This is a genomic window from Prevotella sp. OH937_COT-195, from assembly GCF_003932845.1.
Taxonomy (GTDB): Bacteria; Bacteroidota; Bacteroidia; order Bacteroidales; family Bacteroidaceae; genus Prevotella.
This window is the reverse complement of sequence record NZ_RQZH01000154.1, coordinates 1-433: the sequence shown is the minus strand read 5'-3', so window position 1 is coordinate 433 and position 433 is coordinate 1. Positions and strand designations below refer to the sequence as shown.

At 27.3% G+C, this 433-nt stretch carries 1 protein-coding gene; it reads right to left on the bottom strand.

Features of this window, described 5'->3' with window-relative positions; genetic code table 11:
• A partial coding sequence (locus tag EII32_RS11685; RefSeq protein WP_148096848.1) for a class I SAM-dependent methyltransferase occupies positions 1–292 on the bottom strand: 292 nt, incomplete at its 3' end.
• Positions 293–433: the final 141 nt, after the last annotated feature.

The following is a 433-nucleotide window of genomic DNA, read 5'->3' as shown; positions in this document are numbered from 1 at the left end:
ATATATCATTGATGCCATGCTCTGTTGCATTAGACTTAGCAGTATTGATCATTTCAGAAGATAAATCTATTGAATAATAATTGCAATTAGGGCTTAAAAATTTGGATATTATACTAATCCAACCTGGGCCACAACCAATTTCTAAAATATTACTTTCGGGATTATTAAAAGTGTTGGATCTAATTAAAGATATTAAAGAATGCCAATAATATGATTTTAAGAATGACCTTTGAGCTAAATCATTATAATTAGTTACAATATTTTTAGAAGACCAATCAGGATTATTAAACATAAATAGTCACCTCAACAATAAAATCAAGTTTACTTTTATCGATTGTAGCTTTCCATAACAATTGTGAATTATTTATATGTTGTAATGACACTATAGGGGTTATACATTTACCATTACCTTTTATTATAACGGTCTCATCAT